This window comes from Pseudomonadota bacterium (assembly GCA_039033415.1).
In the GTDB taxonomy this organism is placed as follows: domain Bacteria; phylum Pseudomonadota; class Gammaproteobacteria; order Xanthomonadales; family SZUA-38; genus JANQOZ01.
On sequence record JBCCCR010000027.1, the window covers coordinates 80,013 to 101,942 of the forward strand.

The 21,930-nt window shown below is 61.9% G+C and carries 21 protein-coding genes and 1 tRNA gene; 9 read left to right on the plus strand and 13 right to left on the minus strand.

What is annotated here, in order from left to right; genetic code table 11:
* The 3 genes from AAF358_20185 to AAF358_20195 all read left to right on the plus strand — a co-directional run bounded on the left by AAF358_20185 (position 1) and on the right by AAF358_20195 (position 4,787).
* Positions 1-1,809, plus strand: coding sequence for an FAD-dependent oxidoreductase (locus AAF358_20185; protein MEM7707883.1), 1,809 nt, complete (start codon positions 1-3; stop codon positions 1,807-1,809).
* A gap of 72 nt (positions 1,810-1,881) precedes the next feature.
* Positions 1,882-3,735, plus strand: coding sequence for a 2-oxoacid:acceptor oxidoreductase subunit alpha (locus tag AAF358_20190; protein ID MEM7707884.1), 1,854 nt, complete (start codon positions 1,882-1,884; stop codon positions 3,733-3,735).
* Entirely contained in the window at positions 3,732-4,787 is a 1,056-nt protein-coding gene (locus tag AAF358_20195; protein MEM7707885.1) for a 2-oxoacid:ferredoxin oxidoreductase subunit beta, read from the plus strand. Before AAF358_20190 ends, AAF358_20195 begins: the two co-directional genes overlap by 4 nt.
* Here AAF358_20195 and AAF358_20200 read toward each other — a convergent pair.
* The gene (locus tag AAF358_20200) at positions 4,784-5,437 is read right to left on the minus strand and encodes a putative 2OG-Fe(II) oxygenase (GenBank protein ID MEM7707886.1); all 654 of its coding nucleotides are present in this window, start codon (positions 5,435-5,437) and stop codon (positions 4,784-4,786) included. The two genes, AAF358_20195 and AAF358_20200, sit on opposite strands and share 4 nt — an antisense overlap.
* 94 nt (positions 5,438-5,531) lie before the next feature.
* On the opposite strand from AAF358_20200, the gene AAF358_20205 reads away from it, so the two are divergent.
* The gene (locus tag AAF358_20205; GenBank protein ID MEM7707887.1) at positions 5,532-5,963 is read left to right on the plus strand and encodes a nuclear transport factor 2 family protein; all 432 of its coding nucleotides are present in this window, start codon (positions 5,532-5,534) and stop codon (positions 5,961-5,963) included.
* A gap of 5 nt (positions 5,964-5,968) precedes the next feature.
* On the opposite strand, the gene AAF358_20210 is transcribed toward AAF358_20205, so the two are convergent.
* From AAF358_20210 to AAF358_20260, 11 genes are all read right to left on the minus strand, one after another.
* Entirely contained in the window at positions 5,969-6,433 is a 465-nt protein-coding gene (locus tag AAF358_20210) for a GNAT family N-acetyltransferase (protein ID MEM7707888.1), read from the minus strand.
* Between the two features lie 47 nt (positions 6,434-6,480).
* A complete protein-coding gene (locus tag AAF358_20215) occupies positions 6,481-7,218 on the minus strand; it encodes a helix-turn-helix transcriptional regulator (GenBank protein MEM7707889.1) in 738 nt (245 codons plus the stop codon).
* Complete coding sequence (locus AAF358_20220; GenBank protein ID MEM7707890.1) at positions 7,215-8,630, minus strand: MATE family efflux transporter; 1,416 nt, start codon at positions 8,628-8,630, stop codon at positions 7,215-7,217. Before AAF358_20220 ends, AAF358_20215 begins: the two co-directional genes overlap by 4 nt.
* A gap of 127 nt (positions 8,631-8,757) precedes the next feature.
* Positions 8,758-9,786: a cyclopropane-fatty-acyl-phospholipid synthase family protein gene (locus tag AAF358_20225; protein MEM7707891.1), complete on the minus strand. Its 1,029-nt coding sequence runs from the start codon at positions 9,784-9,786 to the stop codon at positions 8,758-8,760.
* Positions 9,783-10,334 carry a DUF2878 domain-containing protein gene (locus AAF358_20230; protein MEM7707892.1) on the minus strand — a complete coding sequence of 184 codons (552 nt, stop codon included), beginning with the start codon at positions 10,332-10,334 and terminating at the stop codon, positions 9,783-9,785. Before AAF358_20230 ends, AAF358_20225 begins: the two co-directional genes overlap by 4 nt.
* Complete coding sequence (locus AAF358_20235; GenBank protein MEM7707893.1) at positions 10,331-11,593, minus strand: cyclopropane-fatty-acyl-phospholipid synthase family protein; 1,263 nt, start codon at positions 11,591-11,593, stop codon at positions 10,331-10,333. Before AAF358_20235 ends, AAF358_20230 begins: the two co-directional genes overlap by 4 nt.
* A complete protein-coding gene (locus AAF358_20240) occupies positions 11,590-12,354 on the minus strand; it encodes a DUF1365 domain-containing protein (GenBank protein ID MEM7707894.1) in 765 nt (254 codons plus the stop codon). Before AAF358_20240 ends, AAF358_20235 begins: the two co-directional genes overlap by 4 nt.
* A complete protein-coding gene (locus AAF358_20245; protein ID MEM7707895.1) occupies positions 12,347-13,597 on the minus strand; it encodes an FAD-dependent oxidoreductase in 1,251 nt (416 codons plus the stop codon). Before AAF358_20245 ends, AAF358_20240 begins: the two co-directional genes overlap by 8 nt.
* The gene (locus AAF358_20250) at positions 13,594-14,595 is read right to left on the minus strand and encodes an acyl-CoA desaturase (protein MEM7707896.1); all 1,002 of its coding nucleotides are present in this window, start codon (positions 14,593-14,595) and stop codon (positions 13,594-13,596) included. The genes AAF358_20245 and AAF358_20250 overlap by 4 nt, the downstream gene beginning before the upstream one ends.
* A 185-nt stretch (positions 14,596-14,780) precedes the next feature.
* Positions 14,781-15,233, minus strand: coding sequence for an OsmC family protein (locus AAF358_20255; GenBank protein MEM7707897.1), 453 nt, complete (start codon positions 15,231-15,233; stop codon positions 14,781-14,783).
* 70 nt (positions 15,234-15,303) lie between these two features.
* Positions 15,304-16,350 carry a hypothetical protein gene (locus tag AAF358_20260; GenBank protein MEM7707898.1) on the minus strand — a complete coding sequence of 349 codons (1,047 nt, stop codon included), beginning with the start codon at positions 16,348-16,350 and terminating at the stop codon, positions 15,304-15,306.
* A gap of 120 nt (positions 16,351-16,470) precedes the next feature.
* Between AAF358_20260 and AAF358_20265 the strand changes: the two genes are divergently transcribed.
* From AAF358_20265 to AAF358_20280, 4 genes are read left to right on the plus strand one after another with little or no spacing between them, the layout of a single operon-like run.
* A complete protein-coding gene (locus AAF358_20265; protein ID MEM7707899.1) occupies positions 16,471-17,133 on the plus strand; it encodes a TetR/AcrR family transcriptional regulator in 663 nt (220 codons plus the stop codon).
* Positions 17,130-18,083: an HlyD family efflux transporter periplasmic adaptor subunit gene (locus tag AAF358_20270; GenBank protein ID MEM7707900.1), complete on the plus strand. Its 954-nt coding sequence runs from the start codon at positions 17,130-17,132 to the stop codon at positions 18,081-18,083. Before AAF358_20265 ends, AAF358_20270 begins: the two co-directional genes overlap by 4 nt.
* A gap of 10 nt (positions 18,084-18,093) precedes the next feature.
* The gene (locus tag AAF358_20275; protein ID MEM7707901.1) at positions 18,094-19,008 is read left to right on the plus strand and encodes an ABC transporter ATP-binding protein; all 915 of its coding nucleotides are present in this window, start codon (positions 18,094-18,096) and stop codon (positions 19,006-19,008) included.
* A complete protein-coding gene (locus tag AAF358_20280; protein MEM7707902.1) occupies positions 19,005-20,099 on the plus strand; it encodes an ABC transporter permease in 1,095 nt (364 codons plus the stop codon). Before AAF358_20275 ends, AAF358_20280 begins: the two co-directional genes overlap by 4 nt.
* 303 nt (positions 20,100-20,402) lie before the next feature.
* Here AAF358_20280 and AAF358_20285 read toward each other — a convergent pair.
* Positions 20,403-20,479, minus strand: a tRNA-Arg gene (locus AAF358_20285).
* Positions 20,480-20,597: 118 nt separating this feature from the next.
* Between AAF358_20285 and AAF358_20290 the strand changes: the two genes are divergently transcribed.
* Positions 20,598-21,611, plus strand: a complete 1,014-nt coding sequence (locus tag AAF358_20290; protein ID MEM7707903.1) for a Glu/Leu/Phe/Val dehydrogenase dimerization domain-containing protein — start codon at positions 20,598-20,600, stop codon at positions 21,609-21,611.
* Positions 21,612-21,930: the final 319 nt, after the last annotated feature.

Consider the following 21,930-nt stretch of genomic DNA (forward strand, 5'->3'; position numbering starts at 1 on the left):
TTGAAACCAACCGACACCCAACATCCGGACTACTTTCACCGGGTTGTTGACTGCCAGTGGGCCTGTCCGGCCCATACCGACGTTCCCCTCTATATCCGCATGATTGCCCAGGGCCGTTTCGCGGACGCCTACATGGTCAATCGAGAATCCAACGTTTTCCCTGGCATCCTGGGCCGCGTGTGCGACCGCCCCTGTGAACCCGCCTGTCGGCGCGCGCGGGTCGACGATAAACCCGTGGCGATCTGCCGCCTTAAGCGGGTGGCTGCTGACTACCGCAGCGACGTTCAGGATCGACTGCCGAAGGCGCCGACCACCACCAACGGCAAGCGGGTGGCGCTGATCGGCGCCGGCTGTGCGTCACTGACCGTGGCCAACGACCTGCTCCCGCTGGGCTTTGAGGTCACCATTTTTGAGCGCTTCGATCGCCCGGGTGGATTGATGCGTACCAACATTCCCTCGTTCAGGCTGCCGGAAAAGGTCCTGGATGAGGAGATCAACGATATTTTGGCGATGGGTGCCGATCTTCAGTCGGGCTGCGAGATCACCTCGATGGCCAGCCTGCTGGAGCAGGGCTTCGACGCGGTTTTTGTCGGCACGGGTGCTCCGCGCGGCAAAGAGCTCGAGCTGCCGGGCCGCCACGACTCTCCGCGTATTCATATCGGTATCGACTGGCTCGAGTCGGTGTCTTTTGGCCATACAGAAAAGATTGGCTCGCGCGTGCTGATCATCGGTGTCGGCAATACGGCCATGGACTGCTGCCGGACCTCCCTGCGGCTCGGCGCCACTGATGTCAAAGTCATGGCGCGCAAACCCCGAGAGTTTTTTAAGGCCTCAGCCTGGGAGCTGGACGACGCCGAAGAAGAAAACGTTGAGATTGTGGTCAACCATTCTCCCGTCGCGTTTGTCGTCGAAGAGGGCGTGCTCACCGGCATGCTTTTTGACCGGATGGAATATACGGTGGAAGACGGGCGTATCGTCGACTCGCGTGTCGTTGACCAGGTCACCATACCGTGTGACGACGTGGTGCTGGCGATTGGTCAGGAGAACGCGTTCCCCTGGATCGAGCGGGATCTGGGAATCGAGTTTGACGAGTGGGACATGCCGGTTGTCGACCGCAGTACCTTTATGTGCACCCGTCCGGGCGTATTTTTTGGCGGAGACGCGGCCTGGGGCCCGGAGAACATCATCTGGGCGGTGGCCCACGGCCATGAGGCCGCGCTGTCGATCCATCGCCATTGCCTCGGCGGCGACGTCAACGATCGTCCGCCGCGAGGCGTCAACCTGCAGAGCGCCAAGATGGGCCTCCACGAGTGGAGCTTTTCGAACGACTTCGACGGCTCCGAGCGCCAGCTGGTGCCGCACGTCGATCTCAAAAAGCGATTTAAGAAGCTCAACATCGAGGTGGAGCTCGGCTACTCGCTGGAGGAGTTTCAGGTTGAGGTGGAGCGATGCCTGAACTGTGATCTGCAGACCGTCTTTGACGCGCCAAAATGCATCGAATGTGACGCCTGCATCGACGTGTGTCCGACCAGCTGCCTGACGATTACGGAAAACGCCGAGGAGCCGGCGCTGCGGGCCAAGCTCACCGTGCCGGCGGAGAATCTCGACCAGCCGCTGTTTGTCTCCGAAGTGCTGCCGCAGACGGCCCGCGTGATGGTCAAAGATGAAGACCAGTGCGTGCACTGTGGCCTGTGTGCCGAACGGTGTCCGACGGCGGCCTGGGATATGCAGAAGTCGCTGATCAAGATTCCCCATGCTGACGACCTGGTCGTCGATGAGTCTCCCGTCAGGATCGCCGCTCGACCTTGATGCCCGAGACGTCAGCGCCAGCCTAAACTATGGCCCAGAGTATGACCCTGAGTACCTCCTAGAGAACCGCTGATGACATCCGACCACGGTAAGCCCGCCCCCCTTGAAGCCGCTTCCCCGTCGGGAAGCCGGATCAACGATTTTGTCATCAAGATCGCCAACGTGAACGGCACCGGCTCGGCTTCGGCCAACGGCCTGCTGATGAAGTCGCTGTTTCGGATGGGCATCCCAGTGACGGGCAAAAACTTTTTCCCCTCCAATATCCAGGGGCTGCCGACATGGTACGAAATTCGGGTCAGTCGCGATGGCTATCGCTGCCGATCAGGGCAGGTCGATATCATGATTGCGATGAACAACGAGACCTACGCTGAGGATCTGGCGGAAGTAGCGCCAGGCGGGTTCTTTCTGTACGACGCCACCTGGCCCCGGGATAGTCAGCTGAGCCGGAAGGATGTCACCATCCTGGGGATTCCGCTGGCCGGCATGTGCAATGAGCACTTTGACCAGGCCAGGTCCCGCATCCTGATGAAAAACGTGGCCTACGTGGGCGCGCTCGCGGCGCTGCTGGAAATCGATATGGCGATTATCCGCGAGCTGCTCAACGAGACGTTTGCCAGCAAAGCTCACCTGGTCGACGCCAACCAGGCGGCCATCGATCTCGGCTATCAGTATGCGCAAGAGCACTTCAGCTGCCCGCTACCGCTGCGGCTCGAGGCGATGGACGAAACCGCCGGCCACATTATGATCGACGGCAACACGGCCGCCGCTTTGGGTTGTCTCTACGCCGGCGCCACCGTCGGCGCTTGGTATCCGATTACGCCCTCCACCTCGCTGATGGACGCCTTCAAGTCTTACTGCGAGCGTTACCGGGTCGACCCTGAGAGCGGCGAGCGTCGGTTCTGCATTGTGCAGGCGGAAGACGAGCTCTCCGCCGTGGGGATGGTTGTGGGTGCCGCCTGGGCTGGCGCGCGGGCGTTTACCCCGACCAGCGGTCCAGGCATTTCGCTGATGAGTGAGTTCATCGGTTTTGCCTACTACACCGAGGTGCCGATCGTACTGATCGACGTGCAGCGGGTGGGCCCGTCCACCGGCATGCCAACCCGGACCCAGCAGTGTGACATCCTCAGCTGCGCCTACGCCTCGCACGGTGATACCCGCCATATCCTGCTGTTTCCGGCTGACCCGCACGAGTGTTTTGAGCTCGCGGTTGCCGCGTTTGATCTGGCCGAACGGTTCCAGACGCCGGTGATGATGCTGACCGACCTCGATATCGGGATGAACGACTGGATGGCGCCGGAGCTGCAGTGGGATGACGGCTACGCGCCAGACCGCGGCAAGGTGCTGACCGCTGAGCAGCTGGCGGAGATGCCCGACTTCCATCGCTATGCCGACGTCGACGGCGACGGCGTTCCCTGGCGCAGTCTACCTGGCGTGCACCCGAACGGTGCCTACTTTCTGCGCGGGTCTGGCCATACGGAGCGGGGAACCTACACCGAAAATTCTGAGGAGTATCAGCGCGTCCTCGATCGACTTGAGCACAAGTTTGAAACCGCCAGAGACGCGCTGCCGGCACCGGTGGTGGAAATTTCCGCCGACACCCAGGTCGGGATTATTTCGATCGGCAGCTGCGACGGGGCGGTCCGAGAGGCCCGAGACCTGCTCGCTGGCCGAGGCTATGCTTTGAACTATCTGCGCGTGAAGGCATTTCCGTTTGCTGACGCAGTTGATGCGTTCATCGCCAGCCATCGCCGGATTTTTGTGGTGGAGCAGAACCGGGACGGTCAGCTTCGCCGACTGCTGCTGATGGAAACCCAGGCCACGCGCCAGCAGCTGAGTTCCATCCGGCACTACAACGGAATGCCGATCAGTGCCCGGGATATCGTCGAGGACATCGGACGCGCACTCAACCAGGAGGTTGCCGCATGAGTTTTATCCGCAAGCCGACGGTCGCTAACTCCAGGCTGCCGAAAAACGCGCTGGGGCTGACGCGCCGCGACTATGAGGGCGGCATGTCGACCCTTTGTGCCGGTTGTGGTCATGACTCCATCACCGCAGCTCTGGTCCAGGCCGCCTGGGAGCTGGAGCTGGTTCCTCATCAGGTAGCCAAGCTCAGCGGCATCGGGTGTTCCTCGAAAACGCCCGCGTACTTCATGAGCCAGGCCCACGGCGTCAATTCGGTTCATGGCCGGATGCCCTCGGTGGCCACCGGCGCCGGGGCCGCCAACCGCGATCTCGTCTGTCTCGGTGTCTCCGGGGACGGCGATTCGCTGTCGATCGGCTTCGGGCAGCTGGCGCACGCCATGCGCAGGAACCTGAACATGGCCTACGTGATCGAAAACAACGGCGTTTATGGCCTGACCAAAGGCCAGTTCTCGGCCTCAGCTGACGTGGGAAGCCGCGCTAAGCGCGGCGAGACGAACGTTCAGCCGCCGATCGACCCCGTGGTGACGGCGATTGCGCTCGGCTGCACGTTTGTTGCGCGCAGCTTCTCGGGCGACAAGCAGCAGCTGGTGCCGCTGCTGAAGGCCGCGATCCGTCACCGGGGTTTTGCGCTGCTGGACGTGCTGTCACCCTGTGTGACCTTCAACGACCACGAAGACTCCACCAAGAGCTATGCGTACACCCGGCGGTATTACCATCCCGCGATCCACGCGGATTTTGTGCCGCCGGCGCAGGACATCAAAACCGCCTACGATCATGGCGAGGCCATGCCGGTGGAGCTGCATGACGGCAGCCGGATTGTGCTGCGCAAGGTGGATGAAGGTTTTGATCCAAGCGACCGAGCGCGCACCATCGGCTTTCTTCAGGACGCGGCGAAACGCGGTGAGGTGGTCACGGGTCTGATGTACATTCAGCCGGGCCAGGACGATCTCCACGACGTCAACCACACCGTCCCGGGGCCTCTGCACAGCCAGCCTTACGCCGGGTTACACCCCGGAGCGGATGGCCTTAAGGATCTTCAGCGCCGGTATCGCTAGAAAACCAGATCCAGGCCCGGTTTCTGGGCCAGCACGTCAAAGGCAATGATCGCCCGCTGCCCCGGTCCACGGAACGGATGAACGTAGTGGGTGTACCAGGGCGGAAACAGGATCAGCTTGCCTTCCCGGGGCGTCAGCCGGCGCGTTGACGGAAAGCCGTGGTTGACCGACAGGGGCATCGGATTGATGAACTCGATGTGGCCCTCGGGATTGGCCATCTCCTCGGGGAGGTGAACGTAGTAAACCCCGCTGGCAATGTTTTTGTCCGTCGGATGCCAGTGTGGCCCCTGCCAGTCGCCGTCGCGCAGCAGGTTGGCCCACCCGACGGGCCAGGGGCTGAGCTGCTGGCTCTCCGACCCAAATACCTCCCGCACGTAGGCCGCGACGGCGTCGGTCAGCACCTCCTGGACAAACTGGTTGATCGTCGGGTTATCCACGGTGAACAGGTTCATGCGGGTGGAGGTCTGGTAGCCGCCCTGGGTTGAGATCTCGCCGCCGCCGACGGCGTTTTCCGGCGAGTTTTCAAACTGCTCCGCCAGCTGACAGATCAGTTCGTAGAGCGCCGTATTCAGCGACTCACAGCCCGCGAGCTGGCGCTGCAGCACCGTATTCGGATAGTGGATTTCGATATCGTCTTCAAAGGTCGTCAACGGTGCGGCACAGCCCGAAACTAGGAAGGGGTCACATTACCAGAGTGGGTCTGCGCTGATAAACTGACGGCCTGTGCCAAGGCCAAGATTTTTCATGACCCCCAACCAGTGGATCGAACGATGGTTTCAGCGGCTCTGGAACGAAGGACGGGCCGAAGCCATCGATGAGATGGTCGCCCCTGACGGCGTTCTGCTCGGGCTGCCCGGTGGGCCCTATCGCGGGCACCAGCAGATTCATGACTACTTCTCCGCTATGACCGATGTGTTCTGCGATTTTGACGTGGTGCTGAACGAGTCGATGGAGTGGGGCGAGGAAGGCATGGCACGCTTCAACCTCAACGTCACCCACCGTGGCTCTGGCCATCGGGCCGGGCTCGAGTGCGCGGCCTGGTATCGCTGCCGCAACAGCCTGCTGCTCGAGGGGCGTAACTACATTGATTTTCTGGCCCTGCTGCAGCAGCTGGGGCTCAGCTCAGCCGACTCGTTTCAGACGGCGGTCAGCCAGCGGCCGGTGACCGTTAGCTAGCGGCACTAAAGTCTGCGGAGGTCGTGACGCATGCGGACCGCATGTTCCCCGCGGGTGTAGTAGTGGCGAATTCGCTTGCTGGTGACAAAACCCCGCTGCTGATAGAACTTGACGGCGCCTCGATTGGACTCTCTTACCTCGAGCTCCACGTCAAACACGCCGGCAATCCGGCAGCTTTCTTCCAGCCAGTTCAGCAAACGTCCGCCGAGTCCCTGGCGACGCAGCGAGGGCACTACGCCCAGCAGACACAGGTGAGCGCGACGGGTGTAAAACTGCATCACCGCAAAGCCGCCGAGCGTCGGCCCGTGGCGGGCTGTCAACGCGACGTAGTCCGGGTGGTTGATGCAGCGGCGCAGCCGGCCTGGAGTCCAGCGCCAGGGGAGGCCGTATTCGATCAGATTGCGTGACAGCAGCGCCATGGTGGCCGCATCTTTGCCCTGAGCCGGTTCGACTGTCCAGATCTGATCCATGAGTTCAATGTAGCAATCGCAGCCATGGATGCAAGGACACTAGCCGCTCAGGGTTTGCGACGCAGGCTGCTGAATGCGGGAAGCTCCCAGGGGCGGATGGCAAACACCGCGCCGACGCCCGTTTTCTGCCCGTGAGGGAGGCTCGCATCGGCTTCTACCATGTCGTCGAACTCCACCGTGAGTCGCTCAATTGCCTGGCGCATGCGTTCCAGCGACTGGCTCGACAGGCGTCCGCCCATAAACCGGAGATGATCGGTGTCCCGGCTGAACCGGCTGTTGAGGAAATGCTGCTTCACGCTGCGCTCGAAGTAGCTCTGCACGGGCCCGTCCTTGCGCCAGGTGAAGTTTCGAGCCACCAGTCGCCGAACGCGATTGCCGGGCTTCAGCTCGATGATTCGCAGGCGGTCCAGGCGGGCCAGGCGCTGGATCAGCTCGTGTTCCGTGATGTCGAAGGTCTGCACAATTTCTTCGACCTGCCAGTTGTTCAGCGTCATAAACGCCGCTAGCAGCAGCTTGGGGTCCGCGAGGAGCTCTTCTTCCTGGTCTGGGGTGAGCTGGGTGAGCGGCTCGGGCTTGGTTTGGTTGAGCCCCGCGAGTTCCGTTAGTGACAGCTGTGCCAGGTCGCAGATCTGTTCTAGCCGGGCCAGCGTGACGTTACAGGTGGCAAACATCCGCTTGACGCTTGCCTCGCTCAGTTCGAGGTGTTCCGCAACTGTCGCGTAGGTGATGTTCTGCTCCCGCAGCACCTTCTTGAGCGTGTCGATCAGCGCGCGGGTTTGGATCATGCTGGACCCGCGTCGGCACCCGCCGTTGCGGCCACGGGGTTCTGGGTCTGGTGTTCGGGCGCGCTGGGCGCATGTCGATTGATGACCCGAAAGGCGGCTGCCGCACTCATGGCGCCGGCCGCCAGGTTGGCAAGCGCCAGCGCCACAAAAATGCCGTTGGCGCCCATGGCGGCACCCAGCAGCAGGGCTGCCGGGACGGCCACGACAAACATCCGCAGAAACGTGAGGCCAGCGGAAACCAGCGGCCAACCGGCCGCGTTGAGTGCACCCGCGGCCGCGATGTTGATGCCGTAGCCCAGGAGGGTCACCGGGACAATCCATAGGTAGTTTTGGGCGAGCTCCACAATTGCCGGGATGTCGCTAAACAGCTTGGGCACAAACGGCGCGAGCGGCGCAAGCAGCAACGCGCAGATCAGACCGTAGGCCAGGCAAAACTGGAAGCTGCGGACCAGGCTCAGCCGGACCCGGCCGCGCCGACCGGCGCCCCAGTTCTGGCCGATGACCGGCCCGATGGAGGCGGAGAGGGCAAACAGGCCGACCGCGGCGATGGATTCGATGCGGGTCGCAACGCCGAAAGCGGCGACCGCTTCTTTCCCGTGCCTGGCGAGCAGGGCGGTCAGGACGCCGACGCCGATCGGGTTGATCATGTTGGCCGCTGCGGCCGGAATGCCGACGTGAAGAATTTTCTTGAAGGAGTTGAGCACCTCCTGAATCGGGGGCAGATTCAGGGCGATCATCTTCTCACGGAAATACAGCACCCACAGGGCCATCAGCATGCCCGTCCCGTTGCTGATCACCGTCGCCAGCGCGGCGCCATGCATCTCCAGCCTCGGTGCGCCCAGCAGTCCGAAGATCAGGATCGGGTCCAGCACCACGTTGAGAAGCGCCGTACTGGTCATGATGATCCCCGGAACCTTGGCGTCACCGGCCGCCCGCAGGAGGCTATTGCCCACCATCGGAATCACGAGGAACGGCATGCCATAAAACAGCACGATGGTGTAGTCGACAACCAGCTCCAGGACCTCGCCGCTGGCGCCGAGGGAGGCATAGAGCGGCCTCACGAACAGGGCGCCCAAGATGACCAGGGTGGTGACCAGCAGAAAACTCAGCAGCAGCGCATCGGTGCTGCGCCGCGTGATCATCTCCTGATCACCCTTGCCGATACTGCGTGAAACGACCGAGGTGGCGCCGGCGCCGAGGCCCACCGACAGCCCGGTGATGGTCATAAAAACCGGAAAAGAGAACGATAGGGCGGAAAGGGCGTCCGTGCCGAGGCTGGCGACAAAGTAGGTGTCGACGACCGAGGTGGAAATCAGCGCCAGAATGCCGAAGGTCATCGGCCAGGTCAGGCGCATCAGATGACCGCGCACCGAGCCTTTGGTCAGGTCGCGGTTGACGGGTTTCTTGCTCATGACCCGCTCTTGTCGCGCCCGCGTTGAGTCCAGCTGGCTTTCAAGCGCCGCCTCCTGCAGTTCTTAGCGAAAGCCGCAGTGAGCTCGTCGGGTTAGGGCCACCGGCTCGATGGCGGGTGTTCCTGGACTAGCTGCGGCAGAAAAGATAGTGGCCTACGAGCCACTCCTGGCCTTCATTAAACCCGAACAGCTCCGCGCAGGCCATAAAAAAGATTCGCCAGCGCTGGATCCACAGGTCGACGTCCGCCTCGCCATAAACCGGCGCAAACACGTCAGCGATCTCGCTGCGGTGGCGATCCATGTTCTCCAGCCAATGATTGGAGGTCTTCTCGTAGTGCTGCCCGGACATGCGCCACTGGCGCTCGATGCTGAGGTGCTCCTGGAAATACAGCAGCGTGTCAGCGGCCGGCATCAGGCCGCCGGTAAAGAAATACCGCCCCATCCAGTCGTCTTTTCCCTCCACTTCGAAGGGATACATCGCTTCGCGATGACAGAAGATGTGCACAAACAGCTTCCCGCCGGGCTTGAGCCAAGTGTGGATGTTCTGCAGCAGGTGACGGTAATTCCGCATGTGCTCGAACATCTCAACCGAAACCACCCGGTCAAACTTGGCGTCGAGCGTCAGCTCTGCGACGTTGGCGGTGATCACCTCGACATTATCGAGTGAACGCTCAGCCGCCTGCGCGAGGATGTACTCACGCTGTGGCGCGCTGTTGGAGACAGCGGTGATTTTGGCGTCGGGGTAATGCTCCGCCATCCACAGCGTCAGTGAGCCCCAGCCGCAGCCGAGCTCGAGGATATTCTGTCCGTCAGCCAGCTCCGCACGCTGGCAGGTCAGGGTGAGCATGGCCTCTTCAGCCTGGTCGAGCGTTGTGACGCCGGCTGGGTAGTAACAGCTCGAGTACTTGAGCCTCTTGCCGAGGCATCGCACAAAAAAGCCTGGCGGCACCTCGTAGTGCTGCTCGTTGGCCGCGTCGGTGTGGATGGCCACCGGACTCTCTCGCAGCTCGGTGAGCACTTCGCTGAAGCGCTCGTGGCGCCTGATGGCGTCATGAGCAAACTCTTTTCGCAGGCGTTTACGATTGAGCCGGTTGATGCCAAAGCGGATCAGCGGATCGGGAATCCAGCCTTTTTCGGCCCAGGCGATGGTGCTCATGTCGCCACCGCTGCCGGCGCCTCGCCCGCCGGGCGAGTGTCAAAATAGCTCGCGAGCTTGAGCAGGGCCGGCGTGAGCGCCGCCCAGGCAACCCCGATCACGCCGTAGGCGAGCAGCACTTTATCGGGATTGATGAACGCAGCATCCCAGGCTGACGCGGCGATCCAGTAGGCGAAGGGTCCGCCGATGGCGCCGAAGACTACCGCCAGCAGCGTTTTGCCTTTGAGCCACGCCATAGAGTGGTTCAGCGTCAGCGCAAACGAGACCCACATCGCCCAGATCCAGACTGGCGCGAGCTGCTCGCTGGGAACCGGCGTAGCAAACGTCAGCAGCCCGAGCTGGACGTAGATCGTATCCACGACAATGCCCAGCACCAGCACGACCAACAGCAGCTTGAGGTCCGCAGCCGCACTGTGCGAGCGAGTCATCTCCCAGAAGGCAAACAGCGCAACAGCGACAATGCCCAGCCACCAGTAGCCGTGCGCGCCACCCCACCCGCACGCGATCCAGCAGATTTGAAAAGCCACAAAGTTCAGAAAAACGTTCATAGAGCCGGTACCAGTGATTCGCGGCGTGAGCCGGGTTTAGTGAGCAGCATCTGCGCGTTGCCGATCGAGCGTTCGAGAAAGCCACCCTCGCAATAGCACAGGTAGTATTCCCACATGCGGATAAAGGTTTCGGGATAGCCCTGCTGGCGGACCTCATCCAGGCGACTCAAGAAACGTCGCCGCCACTCGCGCAGCGTGAGGGCGTAGCTGGGTCCGATGTCTTCCAGATGAAACAAACGCAGGTCCGACACCCGGGCCACCGCGCTGCAGATCGCGTTGATCGAGGGGATAAAGCTGCCGGGAAAGATATAGCGCTGAATAAAATCGACGCCGCCGATTGCCTGATCGTACAGCTGATCCTGAATGGTGATGGCCTGGAGCAGAAACATGCCGTCGGGTTTGAGCAGGGCCGCGCACTGCTGGATGTAGGTATCGAGGTAGTGGTGTCCCACCGCCTCGATCATCTCGATGGAGACCAGCTTGTCGAACTGTCCATCCAGGTCGCGATAGTCCTTCTTGAGCAGCGTGATTCGATCGGTGAGCCCGGCGTCTTCGATGCGGCGCTTCGCCTGGTCGTGCTGTTCCTGGGAAATGGTGGTGGTGGTCACATGGCAGCCATAGTGGCTGGCGGCAAAGATTGCGAAGCCGCCCCAGCCGGTGCCGATCTCCAGTACGTTATCGCCGGGCTTGAGCTCAAGCTTGCGGCAGATACGATCGAGCTTGTGATCGGACGCCGTCTCCAGCGTTTCCTGCGGATCCCGGTATACCGCGCTCGAGTACATCATGTTGCGGTCTAGAAACAGCGCAAAAAAATCGTTGCCCAGGTCGTAGTGCGCAGCGATGTTACGGGCACTGCCGTCTCGCGTATTTCGGTTGCGTTTATGGAGCCACTGCAGTACCGGCGCACTCAGCCGAGCCAGGCCACGCTGCAGCTGATTCATCGTATCTTTGTTGCGCACAAATACCCGGATGACGGCGGTCAGATCCTCGGCCTCCCAGTGTCCTTCCATATAGGACTCCCCCGCGCCAACCGTGCCGCCAAAGGCGATAAAACGGTACATCTTTGGGTCGAGGACAATCACCCGGGCACAGAGCTCCGGCGGGGCCTGCTCGTCGCCAAACTGGTATTCGTTGTTACCCTCAACCAGCGTGACCTGACCTTGCTCGAGCATAGAAAACCGCTTGAACAGCTGCTGGCGCAGCCACTGGGTCGTGAAAGATCTGGAGTCTGGTTGAAGGCGGGTTTTCGTGCTGGTCATGAGTGCTGTGTCTTGTCTTGGGCATGCTTCGGGTGCACGTGGACGGGAACGCGCTTGAGCCAAAGCTTGAGGGCCTGCCAGTGGATGGCCGAAACGACCTTGCCGCACATCAGCGGATAACGAATCAGGCAGCGGTTCAGGTTCGATCGGGTCATCGGCAGCTGCTTTAGCACCATCGTGGCGTCGAATTCATTTTCCGTTCCGTCCGTCACTTCCATGTGAATGACGTGCTGCCGATCCGGCGGCGTGAACCGCCACCGATAGTGGCGCTTCATGCCGATAAACGGTGAGACGTGAAACTGCTTGGCAAAGGAAAAATCCGCCTTGCCTGCCGTGGCGTCGCCCAGCGGCAGAACGTACTGAAAGCGTTCTTTCCAGGGCGTGTTGGTGATCTCCGCGACGATGGTGTTGAGCGTTTCGCCGTCCTCTTCGAAGCAGTAGTAAAAGCTCACGGGGTTGAAGCAATGCCCGACGTAACGCAGATGGGTCAGCAGCCGAACCGGGCCCGCCGGCGGTGTGAGCCCCTCCTCCGCAATCCGCTGCTGCACGCAGGACTTCAGGTCACCCTCGCGGCCGAGGTAGTCGCTGCGGCGGAAACTGCCCAGGTTGAAGGCCTCCCGGGAAAACCAGCGAGACAGTCCCAGCACCGCGTCGATCTCATCCAGATCCAGATAAATTTGGAACACCTGATAGCGGAAGCTGTGCGCCGCCGGCTGGTAGCGCCGATGCCGAACAAAACCCCGATAGATGGCGCTATGCATCCAGCGACTCCCGCAGGGTGTTGGCGGCATTCAGGCCGCTGACGACGCCATCCTCATGAAAGCCCCAGCCCTGCCAGGCGCCGCAGTAGTACGTGCTGCTGCGCCCGTTCAGCGCTTTGGCCTTGGCCTGCGCCGCCACCGATTCCCGCGTGTAGATCGGATGCTGGTACTGCATGCGGGCCAGGATTTTCTCGGGGTCGATCTGGTCGGTCTGGTTCAGGGTTACGCAAAAAGTCACCGGTGCTTCCAGCCGCTGAAGGATGTTCATATTGTAGGTCACGGTGCAGGATTTGCTGGCGGTGCTGTCCACCCGGGCATTCCAGGCGGCCCAGGCCGGCCGGCGACGCGGCAGCAGTCGCTCGTCGGTATGCAGGACCGTATCGTTGCTCTGGTAGGGAATGGCGCCGAGCACGTCCCGCTCCTCATCGCTGGGGTCGGCCAGCAGCGCGAGCGCCTGATCGCTGTGGCAGGCGAAGATCACCCGGTCGCCTTGCCAGGAGCCGTTACCCGTTTGGATCTCGACCTTGGCCCCCTTTCGACGAACCTCTTGCACCGGGCAATTGAGCTCAACCGATGCGTTGAGCCGCTCGATCAGCGCCTCAACGTAGCTCGCAGAACCGCCGCGAACGACGCGCCACTGAGGCCGGCCCTTGAGCTTCAGCATCTGATGGTGATGAAAAAACTGCACCATATAGCGCATGGGGAATTGCATGATCTGGGACGGCGGGGCCGACCAGAGTGCCGAGGCCATCGGAATCAAATGATCGTTGATAAAGGTCGCGCTGTAGCCTTCGGTCATTAGATATTCGCCGGTGCTGGGGCCCGGATCGTCGCTCTCCAGCAGCGCTGGCGCCGCCTGATAAAACCGACGGATGTCTGCTAGCATCCGCCAAAAAGCCGGCCGGACGAAGTTGCGCCTCTGACAGAACAGTTTGGGGATAGAGTTGGGGTTGTATTCGAGACCACTCTGGGCGTTGCTGACCGAGAAACTCATTTCGGTGTCCAGCAAGGGCACCTCTAGCTCGTCGAGCATCGCGGTGAAGTTGGGATAGTTCTGCGCGTTGCAGACGATGAACCCGGAGTCAACGCGATAGGTTCGCCCCTTTAGCTCCAGCGTATGGGTGTGGGTATGACCGCCCGGATAGTCGGCCTTCTCGAATACCGTAACTTCACCCTCACGATCGAGCGCGCGGGCCGCCACGAGGCCTGAAACCCCGGCGCCAATCACCGCGATGCGGCTCATGAATCGGTGTGGTTGGCCGCAATGCCGGGCGCTTGGTCCCCTGCTGATTGGCTCGCGTCGCCTTGTCCTCGGCGCCCGTTTCTTCCCTGCTCAAGGACCCGTTCCGGGACCGGCCGGATGTCCCAGATCAGACCGACGGCCGCCATCATCCGCAGCAGGTAGTAGGTCACGTCATACTCCCACCAGTAAAACCCCTGGCGCGCTGATGCCGGATAGCGATGATGATTGTTGTGCCAGCCTTCACCCATGGTCAGGATCGCCAGCAGCGCGTTGTTCCGCGAGGTATCGCCGGTCTTAAAGCGTCGGCTGCCGAAGCGGTGGGCGAGAGAGTTGATGGTGAACGTGCCGTGGTAGAGCGCGACGGTGGACACAAAAAACCCCCAGATCAGCATCTGCGCGGCTGAGGTCCCGGACGCGGGGTACTGCTCGGCTACCCAGCCTCCAAAAAAGAACAGGGACACAGCCAGTGCCACCGGGACAAGCAGATCGGAGCTGTCTAAAGCGCGTAGCTCGGGGAATTTCGCCCAGTCGCGAACGCGTTCCTGGCGAGTCGCAAAGTTTTCTTGCTGGAGAAACCACAGCATGTGCGCCTGCCAAAAGCCGGCCTGGGGTGAATGCGGGTCCAGGTCGGTATCGCTGTGGCGGTGATGACCGCGGTGATGAGCGGCCCACCACAGGGGGCCCCGCTGGACCGAGGAGGCGCCGATGACGGCGAAAATAAACTGCACGATCCGGCTGGTTTTAAACGCCCGGTGCGAAAAGTAGCGGTGATAAAAGCCGGTGATGGCGAACATCCGTACCACGTACAGCGCCACCGCCACCGCCACCGCAATGGGGCTAACGCCGACCCAGATGACGCCGAAACACATGAGGTGCATGCCGATAAACGGCAGGATGCGGATGTAGTCAATGCCCTCTTTGGGGTTTTCGACCTCCGAGTTGGAATCGATCCAGAGCAGCAGCGTCCGCCACCATGGCCGGGCGCTGCGTGTATTCACCGATGTCCCCATATCCTTCCTTTAGCCCGCATTGTGCCTGCGGTCTCTTTTCCCCTCACACCCCGTCAGCTTTTCGTTTGACCGGTGACGCTGCCGTGAAACTGTGGTCGTCAGACCATTGACATCAGCCACCGCTGCCCGGGAGGACCTGCCTCAAAAAAGCTGGAATTGACCGATCGTCGTTGCTACCTGGCTTGTGGTGCCTCCACAACAATTTCGGTCAGCACCGAGTTGGCAATAAAGCAGGCTTTGTGTGCCGCGTGGTGCAGCTGGTCTAAGTCTTCCTGGGACGGCGCCGGGCCGGAGAACGTGATCTCCGGGCGCAGCGTCACCCGCGTCATGACCATGCCGCGTTCGGTTTTGCCGAGCGTGCCCTCGGCTTGATCCAGATATTTTTCGACGACGAGCCCTTTGCTGGCGGCCAGGTACAGAAAGGTCAGCATGTGGCAGGACGACAGCGAGGCGGTAAAGGCCTCTTCGGGGTCAACGCAGTCTGCGTTGCCGCGATAGCCAGGTGCTGCCGAAGCGTTGAGCGTTTGGCCACCAGCGAGTCGCCAATGGTGATCTCGGGGGTACGCGGCGGGCGTAAATTCGCCGTCGCCCAGCTCCCAGCTAACGGTTGCGGTATGGGTGCTCATCGTTCAGATCCAGCCAAAACGTTATTCTACCGCTGCTCTGTCCCGAGGGGCCATGCCCTGTGTCTGGACATTAGCGTGGGGAAAAAAACTGGACGATTGCACCGTCCGGCGTGCGAACGGTGAACAGGTCGAGCTGACCGTACGGGGCGATCGTCGCGGGTACACGCTCGCCAAACAGCGGCCAGCCGCGCTCCGTGATCGATGCTGCTGCTCGTTCAGCGTCCTCCACCTCAAAACGGACCGCCAGGATGCCGAGATTGGGCGCCAAGCACCGATCGGCATAATCGTTGCCATCGAGATCCATGACCTCGATCATTTCCATTCGCCCGAACTCTCCGGCCTTGGGGTAGACGATGCCAGCCCGGTAGCGAACGCTGGTCGTCAGGTTGATGGGAATGCCCAGGGGCGTCGCCTGCGGTTTGGGCGCGACGTAGGGTTTGCCGTTGTAGAAAGTGTCGAAGCCCAGCACCTCAGTGAAAAACTGATAGGCCGCGTCCCGATCTCGAACCATCTGCATCATGTTGAAGGGGCGGGTGAGCCGGTCGAAAGGGCCGATCGCTTCGGGAAGCGGTGGCTCGAGTCGCTCATAACCTTGGACCTGGACGCCGTCGGGGCCGCGATAGATCACCACCCGGAGCTTCGACTTGCCAAAGGTCAGGTCTGTAATCGGAGTTTCGGTCCACCAGCCAAGCTCGATCGCGTCCTGGTAAACCCGGTCCATGTCTTTCATGCGAATCATCAGGCTGAAGTAGCATCCGCTGTCCCAGGTTCGGGCTCCAGGCCTCATCGGCACCCTGGGTCCGGCGTTCTCGAACCGAACGAGCCGGACCATCCCGCTGTTGTTCCCGGCATGAGTCAGCAGCAACGACTCACCGGCGGCGTCTGCTGGCAGGCCCCAGGCGTCAAGCTCGCTGCGCTCAACGCTGCCTCGATGCACGGCTTCGTAACCACCGATTTGGGTAAAAAACGCGGCGCTGCGGTCCAGGTCGGTCACGCTGACCACCGCTTCGCGCCAGGGGGAATCGGTAATGGGCGCGACGGATTGCGCGCTTGTCGGCGTCACTGCGGCAAGGCCGGCCAGCAAACCGACGACAACACCGATCATCAATTTGAGCACTGGGTTCGCACGGTTGTCGGGCACACGCTAGTAAGCATAGCGCAGGGGGAAGCCCGAACCGAGCTGTGGGTCAAACGTGATAGTTGCTGACTGACCAGTCATTTAGTAAATTACTGACCTATGAGTCAGCAACATCAAGACGAAGCGTCTCCGGAACCACGATTTCAGCGGCGTAAGGACCAGCGGCCCAAAGAAATTGCTCAGGCTGCGCTGGAGGTTTTTGCCGAGCGCGGCTTTGCCGGAGCGCGAGTATCGGATGTCGCGGAGCGCGCAGGGGTCAGCAAGGGATTGATGTACCTCTACTACAAGACCAAGCAGGATCTCCTCAAGGCGGTCATCCGAGGTTTTATCGAGCCGAGGGTCCGGGACATCGCGGCTGCGATCGAGGGGTGGAATGGATCCGCCGCGGCTTTTCTCCGCGGACCGTTTCTCGAAACCATCAGCCAGCTTGCTGCCTCTCGGGCCGTAATCATCATCCGTCTGATGATGGCTGAGGGACCAAATCATCCTGATCTCACGAAGTACTACTATGATCACGTGATCACCGTTGGTCTCGGCGCTCTGTCGGGCCTGCTTGACCGGGCGGTAGAGCAGGGTGAGTTCCAAACGTCAGGCATCCACCGCTATCCGCAGCTGCTCCTGGCGCCGGTGGTAATGGCGGCGGTCTGGCAGACCGTGTTTGACCGGCACCAGCGGCTGGACGTGAAGGCATTTCTGGCCGCTCACGTGGAAACCGCCATCAGCGCTATGGCCCGGCCGCAGGGCGACGGGGTGACGCCATGAACCGTCGGCTGCTAACGCTGGGATTCATACTTTTGCTGCTGACTGCCTGCACCGACACGGATCCTAACCTGATGGTTGGGCAGCTCGAGACGGAGCGCGTGCAGGTCAGCGGTCCCATCACCGAACTGATCGTGGCCATGCCGGTTGCCGAGGGTCAGCGCGTTGCTGAGGGTGACGTGCTCTTCCAGCTCGATCCGGCGGTCACCAAGGCGGCCAGGGCCCGAGCGGTTGCGGTGCTGGCGGTGAGTGAGGCGCAGCTGGCGGAAACTCGCCGCGGTCCGCGGTCCGAAATCATCGCCGCGGCGGCGGCGCGTCAGATCCAGGCGAGCGAAGACCTGACCTTGCGAATAGCGGCCCTGAAACGGGTGCAGGACCTTCAGCGGCAAAACCTGGCCTCAGACGACGACTACGACCAGGCGCTGGCCGCCCAGAAAATGGCGCAAGCCAGACTAAAGGAATCGGAGGCCGCGCTCGCCGAGCTCCAAAACGGCAGCACTACCGAGGAGCTGGCGCGGGCGGCGGCGGCGGTCGAGCAGGCGCAGGCTGAGCTGGCGATGCTGGAGCTGGATCTGGAGCGGCTGACGGTCCGGGCACCGGTCGCAGGCAGGGTGGAGCAGGTGCTGATCGAGCAAGGCGAGCGTCCTCGCGCGGGTGACCCGGTACTGACGCTGCTGAGGCTCGATGACACCTTCGCACGCATTTACGTCCCGGCGCAGCTGCGATCTCAGGCTCGTGTCGGCCAGCCCGTGGAACTGCAGATTCAGGGCCAGGATGCGTTGCTTGGCGGCAGCCTGCGATGGGTGTCTGCCGATGCTGCGTTTACCCCGTATTTTGCGCTGACCCGCCACGACCGCGATCGACTGACCTATCCAGCCGAGGTGGCGCTGCAGGGCTCGGTCAGCGAGCTGCCGGCCGGTATGCCGCTGGAGGCGCGATTTGTCGACCCCTGAGCAGGCCGCGATTTCCGCCTCGGGGTTGAGCAAACAGTTTGTCCAGCTGCGGGCGGTATCCGACCTGAGCCTGGAGGTACCGCGGGCATCTATCTACGGTTTTCTTGGGCCAAACGGATCGGGGAAGTCCACCACCATCCGGATGCTCTGTGGGCTGCTCGCACCCACCAGCGGTGAAGCGCATGTGCTCGGGCTGTCGGTCGCAGGGAACGCCGCGCGGCTCAAGGCTCGTATCGGCTATATGACCCAGAAATTCTCGCTGTACGGGGACCTGAGCGTCCGGGAGAACCTCAGCTTTATCGCCAGCATCTATGGCCTCGCCGGACGTCGCGCGCGGGCGCGCATCGACGAACTGCAGCGCCGCTATGATCTGGTTGAGCAGCAAACTCAGCTGGCCGGCACCATGAGCGGGGGGCAGCGCCAACGGCTGGCGCTGGCGGCGGCGGTGCTTCACCAGCCGGAGCTGCTCCTGCTGGATGAGCCGACCAGCGCGGTCGACCCGCGCAGTCGCCGGGATTTCTGGGCCCGCCTGTTTGAGCTGGCCGAAGCCGGGACAACCATCTTGGTTTCAACGCACTACATGGATGAAGCTGAGCGTTGCCACTACCTGGCCATTTTAGATCGCGGGGTGAAGGTTGCCGACGGCGACCCGGAGGCGCTCAAGCGTGCTACGGGTATGCATGTGGTTGAAGTGCTGGGCCAACCGGTTGGGCCGCTGCAGCAGGTTCTGTCGGCAGCCGACGACGTGTTCAGCGTCACCCAGCTTGGCATCAGCCTCCGGGTGTTGCTGCCAGCGAGCTGCGGCGACCCCGAGGCGCGGGTGAGAGAGCTGACCTCAGCCGTTGCCCATGATGCTCGGATCCGCCTCGTTGATCCGTCGCTGGAGGACGTATTTGTTTCGGCGACCCAGTCTCCCAAGCGATGAAAGCGGCGCTTTTTAGGCTGACCGCGGTGATGGTCAAGGAAATCCGGCAGCTCCGGCGGGACCGGCTGACCTTTGGGATGGTACTGGGCATGCCGCTGATGCAGATGCTGCTGTTTGGCTATGCGATCAACATGGACGTCCGCGACCTCAAGACGGCGGTGGCCAATCAGTCGGGCAGCATGCTGTCCCAGCGTTTTATTGCGGACGTTCGCCAGACTCAGGTTGCTGACATCATTATCACCACAGATTCGCCGCAGTCGCTGGAGGCCCTGCTGCGGCGCGGCGAGATATCGGTGGGCATACACATACCGAGCGACTTTGATCGGCGCCTCACCGATCCGCACCGACCGGCGGCCCATCTGTTGATCGACGGCACGGATCCGACCATTACCTCGGTCGCCAACCAGCTGAGCGCCCTGGTGCCGGATGCACCCAGCGGGCTGACCGACACGCGACACATCGAGGTGCGGCCTTACTTCAACCCGGAGCAGCGCAGCGCGGTCAACATTGTTCCCGGACTGCTCGGCACCATCCTGACCATGACGATGATGCTGTTTACGGCGGTGGCGATCGTCAGAGAGCGGGAGCGGGGAAATCTCGAGCTGTTGATCAACACGCCCGTGAGCACACCCGAGCTGATGGTGGGAAAGGTGGTGCCGTACATCCTGATCGGCTTGGCCCAGGTAGCGTTGATTGTCGCGCTCGGGCAGGTCTTGTTTAAGGTGCCGTTCGCCGGGACCATTGGCAACCTCTACCTGGGTGCGGTCGTGTTTATCACCGCTAATCTGGCGCTTGGCCTACTGATCTCAACCGTCGCTCGAACGCAGTTTCAGGCCATGCAGATGACGTTTTTTATCATGCTGCCGTCGATCCTGCTTTCCGGTTTCATGTTTCCCTTTGAGGGTATGCCGGCTTTTGCCCAGTTTTTGGGTGAGTGTTTGCCCAACACCCACTTCATCCGGATTGCGCGGGGCGTCATGCTCCGTGGCGCCGACCTTGGCGACTTAGCCGGTGAACTGCGTTCGCTGGGTCTGATCGCGCTGGTGGCGCTGGGGTTGGCGATGGCTAGATTTTCTCGGAGGTTGGATTGAGGTGGGGGCTGAGCGTCGCGCGATGCGTATGGACTGGGGGCGAAGGCCAAAGCTTGGGAAAGCGAGCAGGCGTGGAGGCTAAGAGGTTGCTGGGTACATTGCGACGGTTGGTGGAGAGGATGATTCGCCTGCTTTGCAGGCTCACCCCTCAAGGGGGTCGCTCAGTCGCTGCGCTCCTGCGCGATGCGTCGCGCGCTGCGCGCGCTCGGCTCGAACCCCGCTCGCTTTGCTCGCATGGGGTTCGAATCAAGTCTCCTCGGCCCTCCAAACCAAAAAACCACCGCATGCGGTGGTTTTTTGATTTGGCGCGCCGGGGAGGATTCGAACCCCCGACCTCTTGGTTCGTAGCCAAGCACTCTATCCAACTGAGCTACCGGCGCATCCGCCGCTGCCCAACCGGTCGGGTCTGGCAGCGAGGGCGCGAATTATCCCAGTGGGTCCGTGGGCCGTCAACCGCGATCGCGATATTATGTGGCCCGGATTTTAGTGAGGTGCCCGATGGCGTTTGATCATCCTGAGTTTGACGGCCACGAGGAGGTGGTTTGGTTTCACGATGCCCCGACCGGTCTAAGGGCGATCACGGCCCTGCATCGCGTCCGCGGCGGGTCTGCGCTCGGCGGCATTCGATTTCTCCCTTATCCCGACGACCACGCCGCCCTGACCGACGTCCTGCGATTGAGCCGAGCGATGACCTACAAGTGGGCGCTCACCGGTCTGGAGTTTGGTGGCGGGAAATCGGTGGTTATCGCCGACCCTGAACAGAAGACGCCTGACCTGCTGCACGCCATGGGCCGGTGCATCGACTCGCTCCATGGCCGCTACCACGGCGCACCCGATGTCGGAAGCTGTGCTGAGGACATGGCCGTCATTCGGGAATCCACCCAATATGTGGCCGGCTTGCCTGGCTCAGATACGTCGGTACCGACAGCCAAGGGCCTGTTCCACGCGATTGCGGCCATGGCCAAGGTGACCCTCGATGCCACAGACCTGGCCGGTGTTTCTGTGGCTATCCAGGGCGCTGGCGGGGTCGGTGGTCGCCTTTGCCGACACCTCGGCGAGGCGGGGGCTGTGGTGAAGGTTGCCGACGTCGACTCGCGGCTGGCTGAAGAGGCCGCAGGGAGCTGTGGCGGTGAGGTGATACCGCCGGAACAAATCCTGAGTGAGCGGGCAGACATCCTGTCACCCTGCGCTTTGGGTGCCGTGCTCAACGAGGACTCCATTCCTAAGCTCGGTGCCAAGGTCATCTGTGGCGCCGCCAATAATCAGCTCGCCGAGCTGGCTGATGCTGATCGGCTGCTCGAGGCTGACGTCACCTGGGCCCCTGACTACGTTGTCAGCGCCGGTGGCATCATCGGCGGCGCCCGGGAGATGGGGATCATCGATGACGCCGGGTGCAATGCTCGCCTGGAGGGTATCGGCGACACGCTGCTCAAGGTTTTGGATCGTGCGCGGCGTGAGCACGTCAACACCGATCAGGCGGCGAAGGCGATGGCTCGGGAGATTATTGGTTGACTGAGGGGTAGGGCGCCGTCGCTTCGCTGCGGCGTCCAAGTTGCTGGCGCAACTTGTCGAACCTGGAGGGTTCTCCGTACTACACTCTCTCTCTGCCACTAAAAAACCCGCGCGGGGCTTTGGTTGCGTTACGGGGCTCGTTGGGGTGGGTCGGGATTGATTCGCAAACGAAGTATCGTTTGCTCACCCCTTTGGGGCGCCTCGCTTTGCTCGGCGTCCAAGTTGCTGGCGCAACTTGTCGAACCTGGAGGGTTCTCCGTACTACACTCTCTCTCCGCCATTAAAAAAACCCGCGCGGGGCTTTGGTCTCGTTACGGGG